The following is a 10,082-nucleotide window of genomic DNA, read 5'->3' on the forward strand; positions in this document are numbered from 1 at the left end:
ACAATAGACTAGCGTCCTGAAGTGGGGTGATCCCGGTGCGCTCCACCTCTCGCACCACGTCATGACGCCAATAAGGCGGTTGCGAACTATACCGGTTTACTGCACTATGTGGGCAGTAATCTCACATTGTGGAAACGATGTGACTGTCAATGATACCGGTGTCAATCCGGTATGGGGAGAAACGAAATGGCTTCGCGCACCCTGCGTCAACAGCTTATGGCGAGCGCTCTGCTCGGCGGCGCCTTCGCCGTGTCGATGCTCGCTGGCGCCGCGTCGGCTCAGACCGCCGCACCGACGCAAACCGCCGACGAGGCCTCGGCCGTCGAACAGATCGTCGTCACCGGCTATCGCTCCAGCCTGAGCAAGGCCCTGGGCGCCAAGCGGACCAGCATCGGCGCCATCGACGCCATCCTCGCCGAAGACATCGCCGCCTTCCCCGACCAGAACCTGGCCGAAGCCATCCAGCGCCTGCCGGGCGTGACCATCGACCGCGTAGGCGGCGAAGGTCGCCAGATCTCGGTGCGCGGCCTCAACGCCGATTTCACCCGCGTGCGGATCAACGGCGTGGAGGCCATCGCCACGGGCGGCGGTAACCGCAGCCGCGGCTTCGACTTCAACGTCTTCGCCTCCGAGCTGTTCAACAGCATTACGGTGCGCAAGACCCAGTCGGCCGACATCGCCGAAGGCTCGCTGGGCGCCACGGTCGATCTGCAGAGCGGCCGCCCGTTCGACTACACCGGCTTCAAGGCCGCCGCCTCGGCCGAAGGCAGCCTCAACAGCATCACCGACCGTATCCTGCCGCGCGCGGCGGGCCTGCTGAGCTGGTCCAACCCCGACAAGACCTTCGGCGTTCTGGCCTCGGTGGCCTATTCGAAGCGCCAGCCGGTGGCCGAGGGCTTCAACACCACCCGCTGGGCGGGTTTTGACGACATCAACCCGCGCACCGGTCTTCCGGACACGGCCACGAACTTCGCCAGTTGCTCGGTCTGCACCACGCCGGCTCAGCTGAAGCAGGTGCAGGACGCCTTCTACCCGCGCATCCCGCGCTACACCGCCTCGAAGATCGATTCCGAGCGCCTGGGCATCACCTTCTCGACCCAGTGGCGACCGAATTCGAAGTCCGAGCTGTCGCTGGACGTCCTCTATTCGGACCTGAACCAGTTCACCGAGAGCCCGAACTTGGAGGCCATCTCGTTCAGCCGCTCGAACGCGGCCGGTGTCGGCTCGACCATCGTCCGTGACTACGCGCTAAACGACCGCAACACCTTCACCTACGGCGTGTTCGACAAGGTCGACGTCCGTTCGGAGAACGGCACCCAGCGCGACCACACGACCTTCACCCAGGTGACCCTGGCCGGGAAGTACGAGTTTACCGACCGCCTGCGCGGCCAGGCCCGCATCGGCGTGGCCAATTCGGACTACCGCCTGCCCGAGCAGATCTCGTTCCAGCTCGATCGCAACGACGTCAACGGCTACACCTACGACGCCCGCGCCAACGATCGCACGCCGATCATCACCTACGGCTTCGACGTCGCTAACCCAGCCCTCTACACCCTGACCGAGATGCGCTCGGCGGTTCAAACCTCGCTGAACATCACCCGCACCGCCAGCGGCAACCTGGAGTTCGACGTCGACGAGCACCTGAAGCTGCGCGGCGGGATCGACGCCCAGCAGTACGTGGTCAAGTACCGCGGCGCGAGCCGCAACCAGGTCCTGACCGCCGCCAACCAGATCGTCGGCGTCGGCGCCTTCTCGAAGGTGGTCTCGTTCGGCCGCGACTTCCCGTTCCCGGGCGGCGACCGTAAGTACGTGGTGGCCGACATCGACAAGGCCTTGGCCTACACCAAGCTGTTGAGCTTCCCGCTGCTCGTCCAGCAGGGCGATACCCGCGACGTGGAAGAGAAGGACCTGTCGGGCTTCGGCCAGGCGGTCGTGGACGCCACCGTGTTCGGTGGCATGCCGCTGCGCTCCGACTTCGGCTTCCGCGTGGCCCACACCAAGGTCACCTCGCAGGGCTTCATCGGCAGCGGCGTCTATCTGACAGCCAAGAACGACTACACTGACGTCCTGCCGTCGATGAACATCACGCTGGAGCCGCGCGACAACTTCATTTTGCGGGGCGGGATCGCCAAGGTCATGGCTCGCCCCACCCTCGGCAGCCTGACGCCGGGTGGCTCGGTCGGCGCCACGACCCGGACGGTCAACTTCGGCAATCCGGACCTGGAGCCGTTCCGCGCCACCAACTTCGACCTGGCGGCAGAATGGTACTTCGCCTCGGAGTCCTTGATCGGCGTGGCGGTTTTCTACAAGAAGATCGACAGCTTCATCGCCAGCCAGACCAGCCAGGCCATCTATAGCTCGCTTGGCCTGCCCGCGAGCCTGCTCAGCACCAGCGCCGGCGTCTCGGTCAACGACATCTTCGACGTGACCAACCCCTACAACGGCGACGGCGGCTGGCTGAAGGGCGTCGAATTCCAGTATCAGCAGCCGTTCAACTTCCTGCCCGACGCCCTGCGCGGCTTCGGCTTCATCGGCAATTTCACCTACGTCGACTCCGAGGTGAACTACGGCACCAAGGCCGCGCCGAAGCTGAACAAGCTGACCGGCCAGTCGAAGACGACTGCCAACGCCACGCTCTATTTCGAGCGCGGCAAGTTCAGCGCCCGGACGTCGATGGCGCGTCGCTCTGGCTTCCTGACGGCCTTCCCGGGCTCGAACGGCAACAGCGAGCACGGCACGCACGGCAGCACCTATTACGACTTCTCGTCGAGCTACAAGGTGCGGGACAATCTCGTAGTCACCCTGGAAGGCATCAACCTGGGCGACAAGTTCACCGACGCCTATGTCGACACTGCCGACCGCGTCAGCGACTACCGCCACACGGGTCGCGAGATCCTGCTGGGCGTTCGCTGGACGTACTGACCACTCTAAGATCGGCTCCTCCCCTGGGGCCTGGCGCTGGTCCTTCCCCGCGCCAGGCCCACATTTTTCGGAGAGTACAGACGTGATCGCTCGCAGAACCGTCCTTGGCCTGGCCGCCGCCGCCCTGGCGACGCCGGCTTTCGCCCAGCAGGCCGTTCCGGTCGCGCCGCCGAAGGACTGGATCGATCCGAAGACCGGTCACCGGATCGTGCGCCTCTCCGAAGAGGGCGGCAGCAAGAACCTCTATTTCCACCAGCACGGCTACACGCCGCAGGGCGACAGGCTGGCGATCACCACGCCGTCGGGCATCGCCCTGGTCGACTTGAAGACCTTCAAGCTGAGCCCGGTCCCGAAGACCCAGGGCGCGGATCTGCTGTTCTTTCCGCGCGGTTCGCGCCGGCTCTACTATTCGGTCACCGCGCCAGGCGAGGGCCTGCCGGTCGATCGTCCCAAAACGATCTACGCACTCGACATCGACAGCGGCAAAGCCAAGGTCGTCGGCAAGCTGGCCCAGGGCCAGATTGCCTCGGTCAACGCCGACGAGACCCTGCTGCTGGGCGTCGTGACCTATGGCGGCAAGCCGTTGCAGCCGAACACCGCCGACGATCGCAAGCGCTTCGGCCAGGCCGAGTACGCGGCCAACGGACCGGACGGCAAGCCGCTGTCCTTCGCCAAGGCCAAGGGCGTGCGGATGACCGAGCGCTTCGAGACGCCGACGCCGATGGAGATCTTCACGCTCGATCTGAAGACCGGCGAGCGCAAGGTCGTCCACGCGTCGGACAAGTGGCTCGGCCACGCCCAGTTTTCGCCGACCGACCCGACCCTGGTGATGTTCTGCCACGAGGGACCTTGGCACCGGGTAGACCGCATCTGGACGATCCGGACCGACGGCTCGGCGCTGACCAAGATCCACACCCGGACCATGAACTTCGAGATCGCCGGCCACGAGTTCTTCTCGGCCGACGGCAAATGGATCTGGTACGACCTGCAGACCCCGCGCGGCCAGGTGTTCTGGATTGCTGGCCACGAGCTGGCCACTGGCAGGAAGCTCTATCGCCGAGTCGAGCAGAACGAGTGGTCGGTGCACTATAATGTGGCCGCCGATGGCAAGCTGTTCGCCGGCGACGGCGGCGACGCCGACATGGTCGCCCACGCGCCGGACGGAAAGTGGATCTACGCCTTCCGCCCGGAAACCATCCGCGACGCCGCCACCCAGTTCTATACCGACGACCTGATCACCGTGGATAAGATGGCCAGCGAGCGCCTGGTCGACATGTCGGCCCACGACTACCGCCTCGAGCCCAATCTGGGCTTTACGCCCGACCAGAAATGGATCGTCTTCACATCGAACATGCACGRCCAAAACCACGTGTACGCCGTGGAGGTCGACAAGCGCGGCGCTTGATCGGGAGACGGTGATGAAGCGATCGCGCCGACACACGGGTCTGGCCCTGGCGCTGCTCGCCGGCCTGTCGCCCAGCCTGGCCTGGGCGCAGACCGCGCCGTCGGCGGTCGGTGGGCCAAGGCCCAATCTCGTCGGCAATATCGATCGCCCGATCCGCTATCGGCCGGACGGCGGCGACTTCGTCATCGAGAACGGCGGCGAGACCTTCAACCGGCCGCTGTACGGCGGCGATACGGCCTTCCGCGTCGACGGCGGCGACAAGCCCGAATTCGTTCTCTACCTGCCGGGACGCGGCGGCAACCTGCGGCTCGGCGTCGCCGGTCCGAACGGCGCGCGTTGGCTGCATGACGCCAAGCGCATCGTCACACGCTACCGGCCCGGCGAGTTGATCTACGAGATCAGCGATCCGCTGCTGGGGCAGGGGACGCTGCGTGTCGAGGTCCTGGCCTACGCGGTCACCGAAGGGCTCTCCCTGCGGTTCGAGGGCGTCGATCTGCCGCCGGGCCTGGAGCTGGTCTGGGCGTTTGGCGGCATCACCGGCCAGCGCGGCGTCCGCGACGGCGACATCGGCACCGAGAAGGTCCCGATCTCCGAATGGTTCCAGTTCAAGCCGGCCTTCGCGGAAGCCAATCGTGTCGCGCTGAGCAATGACGGTTTCCAGGTGAGCGCGCCTAAGGCGGTGGTCGTCGGCGCGGCCAGCGGTCCGGCGCGCTTCTCCCGCGGCGAGGCGGCCGCATGGAATGACATCGGTCGTCTCTTGACGAGCCAGGCCACAGAACAGGGAAGCGTCGCCGTCGGCCGTGCGGCCCTGTCGTCGAACATGCCGCTGATCGTGGCCCTGCAACGGGTCGATCCCAACGTCGCCGACGACCTCGCCGACTACAAGGCGGTCCGCGCCGGCAAGCCCGACGCGCCGCCAGCGCCCGCGCGCCGACCGGCCGCCTTCGCCCGGGCCGAGCTCGGTGCGCGGTTCGAAGAGGCGCGCCGCCACTTCCAGGCCCTGCGCGACCAGGTGCGGATCGAGACGCCGGACCCCTATGTCAACGCCGCCATGCAGGCGCTGAATGTCGGGGCCGAGGCCACTTGGGACGGGCCTCAGCAGGCGGTGATGCACGGTGCGGTCGCTTGGCGGACCAAGCTGTTGGGCTGGCGCGGACCATACTGGCTGGACGCCCTGGGGCATCCCGATCGCGCCGACCACCATTTCCGCGCCTGGGCCAAGGGTCAGAACGTCTCGCCGATTCCCGCGACCATCCCGCCAGCCGACGAGGACGCCAACCTGGCGCGGGCCGAGAAGGCGCTGCACTCGAACGGCGACCTGTCGAACTCCCACTACGACATGAACACCGTCTATATCGACGCGCTGTTCCGGCATCTGGCGTGGACCGGCGACCTTGAGTCGGCGCGCGAACTCTGGCCGACCATCACCCGTCACCTCGCCTGGGAACGCCGGCTCTTTCGTCGTGAGTACGGGCCGCGCCGACTGCCGCTCTACGAGGCCTATGCCGCGATCTGGGCCAGCGATGATCTTTCATACAATGGCGGCGGCGCGACCCACGCCTCGGCCTACCAAGCCTATCACAACCGCATGGCGGCCAAGCTCGCGCGCCTGATCGGCGAGGACCCCGCGCCCTACGAGCGTGAAGCCGACGCGATCCGGGAAGCGATGCGGACCCTGCTCTGGATGCCCGGCGAGGGCGCCTTTGGCGAGTATCGCGATCTGCTGGGCGAGCAGCGGCTGCATCCGGCCTTCGGCCTGTGGACCTACTATCACGCCATCGACTCCGAGGTCGCTTCGCCCACGGACGCCTGGCGGATGTCGGATGCGCTGAAGCGGTTGCCGCGCGTCCCCATCAAGGGACCTGGTGTGCCGAGCGACGCGCGCTACGGGCTCTACGCCACCACCGACTGGTTGCCCTATGCATGGTCGATCAACAACGTCGCCACCCAGGAGAACCTCCACACCGCCCTGGCGCTGTGGCAGGCGGGCCGGAACGACGAGGCTTTCGTACTGGCCAAGAGCGGGTTTCTGGCCAGCATGTTCATGGGCGTTTCGCCCGGCAATATGGGCACCTTGGCCTGGCCGGACGTCTATCGGCGGGAGTCGCAGCGCGACTTCGCCGACAGCGCCGGGGTGACCGCGCGCGCCGTGGTCGAGGGCTTGTTTGGTCTGAGGCCCGATGCGCTGGCCGGCGTGATGACGATCCGTCCGGGCTTTCCGGCCAACTGGGATCACGCCGCGATCACGCACCCGGTCTTCGCCTACGAATTCCGCCGTTCCGGCGATGAGGACCATTGGACCCTGACGCCGGGCGATCACCGCTTCAAGACCGTGGTCCTGCGCCTGCCGGCTCCGCGCGAGGCAGTGGCGAGCGTCGAGATCAACGGTGTCAAGGCGGCCTGGCGGTCCGCGCCGGACGCTATCGGTAGTCCGGCCATCGAAGTCACCGTCCCCGGCGGCAAGGCCGAGGTCGTCGCGCGCTGGCGCGGCGAAGCGATTTCGCCGCCCAAGACGAACGCGCCCGCCACGACCTTCGAGCGGGTCTCGCGCAATAGGCTGACCTGGTTGGCCCCGCTCGCCAAGCCGATCACGCTGCCGTCGAGAGCGCTTTCGGCGACGAGCTCGGCGATCGCGCGGGGGCAAATGGATCCCGTGAAGCTGGCCTTCAACGACAAGGTCACGGCCATCTTCGCCAAGGGCAAGTATCGCTCGCCCCGGCCAAGGGGGCCGTCGCTTGGCCTCCCGGCCCAGGGGCTGGGCGGCTGGGCCGGCAACGTCAACCAGATGGCCAAGATCGACGACAGCGGCCTGCGCCAAATCGCGGCCGCGCAGGGCGGCCGCTTGACGACCCCTGAAGGCGTGGTCTTCAGCACGCCCGGTGAACCCGACGTTCCAAACGTCGTCTTCACGTCGCTGTGGGACAACTACCCGAAGCAGGCCGTCGTGGCCCTGAGCGGCAAGGCCAGCCGCGCGCATCTGCTGATGGCCGGCTCGACCAATCCGATGCAGAGCCGCTTCGACAACGGCGAGGTGGTGGTGACCTATCAGGACGGGACGACGGCCCGTCTGCCACTGCGCAATCCCGACACCTGGTGGCCGATCGAGACGGACTATTTCCTCGACGACTATCAGTTCAAGGTCGACACACCGCCGCCCACGCGGGTGAACCTGGCGACCGGCGAGATCCGAGTACTAAACCGCGAAGGCTTCAAGGGTCAGGGTCGCGAGGTTCCCGGTGGGGCGGCCACGGTGCTGTCGCTGCCCCTGGATCCTCGCAAGCCGCTGCGCTCGCTGACGGTGCGCACCTCGGCGAACGAGGTGGTGATCGGCCTGATGGCCGTGACCTTGGAGCGGCCTCGCTAGACGGCCGCTCCAAGGCGATCCTACTTGCCCGGGTTGAAGTCGGGCTTCTGCGCGAAGACGTAGCTTTCCCAGTCCGCGCGGCTGTGGAAGTCGAGGCCTTTGTCCCAGGCCGCGCCCATATAGTAGACGAACGGCTTGCCCGGGGTGACCTTGACCAGCACCAGCCAGTCGCTGTCGGTTTCGACCACGTCGACGATCTGGCGCGGATCGACCAGCAGGGCGACACCCATCGTGCCCTTGTCGGGATCGGTGACATCCCAGAACGAGAAGACGCCCTTGGCCTTGTCGGCCTTGAGGTCACCCGCCGTGGCGGCCGTCGGCTTCTTGCTGATCCCGATCGCCACGGTCAGCGGGCCCTTGGCGTTGGAGCCGAGGGTCGAAACCATCCGCGTGAAGTTCGTGCCCATCGGCAGGGTGAAGGTCCGGCTTTCCCAGACCTCGCGCGTTTCCCCCACCTTCCAGGGCGCGTAGCTGACCTTGAACGACGCCATGTCCGGGCCGTCCCTCAGGATCTTGTAGTCCTTCCAGTTGCGCGACACCCACAGCTTGCCGCCGTCCCAGACGCCCAGGCCGCCCGCGCCCCGGTAGGTCTTGACGTTGTAATAGTCGATGCCTTCGCCGTGATAGGCGTGCTGGTCACCGGTGCGCAGCTGGCGGGTCATGAACGGATAACGGACGCTCTTGCCCCAGGCGTCGACGCCCGAGGTCGAGGGCGGCTCGTATTGCTCCAGCGCCGGACCGTAAATGCGATGGGCGGTGCGGTCGTTCTCCCACAGGATGTCGTCATAGCGCTCGGGCGCATAGCGGACCGTGGCGCGCGGCTTGTCCTGGCCGGCGGGCGGCGGCGCCAGGCGGTAGATCATCTTCGGCGGCGTCGGCTGGCCCGGCGCGGCGGGGGGAACCTGGGCGGGCGCGAGGCCCGGCCCCTCGATCGTGGGGTCGTAGGCGAGGGCGGCCACGGCCTTCATCTCGGTGGCGTGGCGCTGGGTTTCTTCGGGCCCGCGCACGGTTCTGGGAAGCGCGGGCGTCGGCGTGCTGGCGGACACGAGCGTCGCGGCGTCCGATTTCGGTTCGGTCAACGGAAGGGCGGTCTGGGGTTTGCCGAGGTTCATGACCTCGAGCCCGGCCAGCAGGAAGGCGCCGGTTCCGTACGGACCGATGTCGGTCGGCGCGGTCGTGACCGGCTGATCGCCCGTCTTCTGGACGGCGCCGATCATGCCGTTCGGCAGCACCTGCCGCTCCAGCGCGCTCCAGCCCTTGACGACCACCGGAAGGTAGGTCGCGCGGTCGAGGACGCCGTGATTGATCCCCCAGGCCAGGGCGTAGACGAAGAAGGCCGATCCCGAGGTCTCGGCCTCGGGGAAGCGCTCGGGCTGCATCAGGCTGGCGGCCCACAGCCCGTCGGCGCGCTGCAGGCCGGCGACGCGCGCCGACATGGCGCGGAAGATGGCCAGATAGCGCGGACGGTTGAGGTAGTCGGCCGGCATCGATTCCAGCAGCCGCGCCATGCCGCCCATCACCCAGCCGTTGCCCCGTGACCAGAAGACCTTGCGGCCGTTTTCGTCGCGGCGCTCGATGAAGCGTTCGTCGCGGAAATAGAGGCTCTCGTCCGGATCGTAGAGGCGCGCGAAGGTGCGCCACCACTGGGTGTCCATGGCGTCGAAATACTTCTTCTCGCCGGTCATGGCGCCCATGCGCGACAGGACGGGCGGCGCCATGAACAGCGCATCGCTCCACCACCAAACCAGGTGCTCGGGAACCGGCTGGCGTCGGAGGTGGGGCAGGGACCAATCCAGCCGCTGGCGCAGCGGCATGATCACGCCTTCCTGGCCGCGACGGGCGTAGAGCTCCTGGTAGAGGTCGCCGATCGCCCACTCGTCGGCGTTCAGCATCGTCTTGCCGGAGCGCGCGCCGCGTAGGCCGTAGTTGTAGTGCTCGGCGGCCAGGGTCAGGAACTTCAGAGTTTCGACGTCGCCGGTCACCCGCGCCAGTCGCGCCGCGCCGACATAGTAGGTGGCCGAGACCCAGTTGGACGAGATCTCGCGGACCGCGCCGCCGGTGGCCAGCGGGATCGGCTCCGCGCGCATGGCGTCCATCTGGGCCTTGTTCGCCCGGTTCAGGACGGCCAGCACGGCGGCGGTGTCCGGGATCTGGACCGTCGCGGCTGCGCTGGGGCGTGGCGCGGCGGCGTGAGCGAACGAGAGTGGCGACAGCGCCGTGGCGCACAGCAGAACGGCCAGGCCAGCATGCAGCGGCGCTTGGTTACGCTTGGAAAAAAGCACGGCGAATCCCCCGGCGCGGCGACGGCCCTATGGCGTCGACGTCCATTATCTGGAACAGTGTGCCATCTTTTGGAACGAAGTCCAGGCGGCGGCAGCGTCAATCGGGCGA

4 protein-coding genes are annotated in these 10,082 nt (G+C 67.1%); 3 read left to right on the forward strand and 1 reads right to left on the reverse strand.

Annotation, left to right across the window (positions count from 1 at the left end; translation table 11 throughout):
* Positions 1-186: 186 nt before the first annotated feature.
* The 3 genes from AC1DSO_RS14005 (at position 187) to AC1DSO_RS14015 (ending at position 7,691) form a co-directional block, all read left to right on the forward strand.
* Positions 187-2,922 carry a TonB-dependent receptor gene (locus AC1DSO_RS14005; protein ID WP_477069399.1) on the forward strand — a complete coding sequence of 912 codons (2,736 nt, stop codon included), beginning with the start codon at positions 187-189 and terminating at the stop codon, positions 2,920-2,922.
* 82 nt (positions 2,923-3,004) lie between these two features.
* Positions 3,005-4,327, forward strand: a complete 1,323-nt coding sequence (locus tag AC1DSO_RS14010) for an oligogalacturonate lyase family protein (RefSeq protein WP_477069400.1) — start codon at positions 3,005-3,007, stop codon at positions 4,325-4,327.
* 13 nt (positions 4,328-4,340) lie between these two features.
* The gene (locus AC1DSO_RS14015) at positions 4,341-7,691 is read left to right on the forward strand and encodes a DUF4450 domain-containing protein (protein WP_477069401.1); all 3,351 of its coding nucleotides are present in this window, start codon (positions 4,341-4,343) and stop codon (positions 7,689-7,691) included.
* A 20-nt stretch (positions 7,692-7,711) separates the two neighbouring features.
* On the opposite strand, the gene AC1DSO_RS14020 is transcribed toward AC1DSO_RS14015, so the two are convergent.
* Positions 7,712-9,973, reverse strand: coding sequence for a glycoside hydrolase family 88 protein (locus AC1DSO_RS14020; protein WP_477069402.1), 2,262 nt, complete (start codon positions 9,971-9,973; stop codon positions 7,712-7,714).
* Positions 9,974-10,082 lie beyond the last annotated feature (109 nt).

The organism is Caulobacter sp. P4_E5, assembly GCF_056401555.1.

Excerpts from the sequence above, each read along its gene's own strand:
- AC1DSO_RS14015 (WP_477069401.1), top strand. The coding sequence starts at position 4,341 with ATGAAGCGATCGCGCCGACACACGGGTCTGGCCCTGGCGCTGCTCGCC.
- AC1DSO_RS14005 (WP_477069399.1), top strand. The coding sequence starts at position 187 with ATGGCTTCGCGCACCCTGCGTCAACAGCTTATGGCGAGCGCTCTGCTC.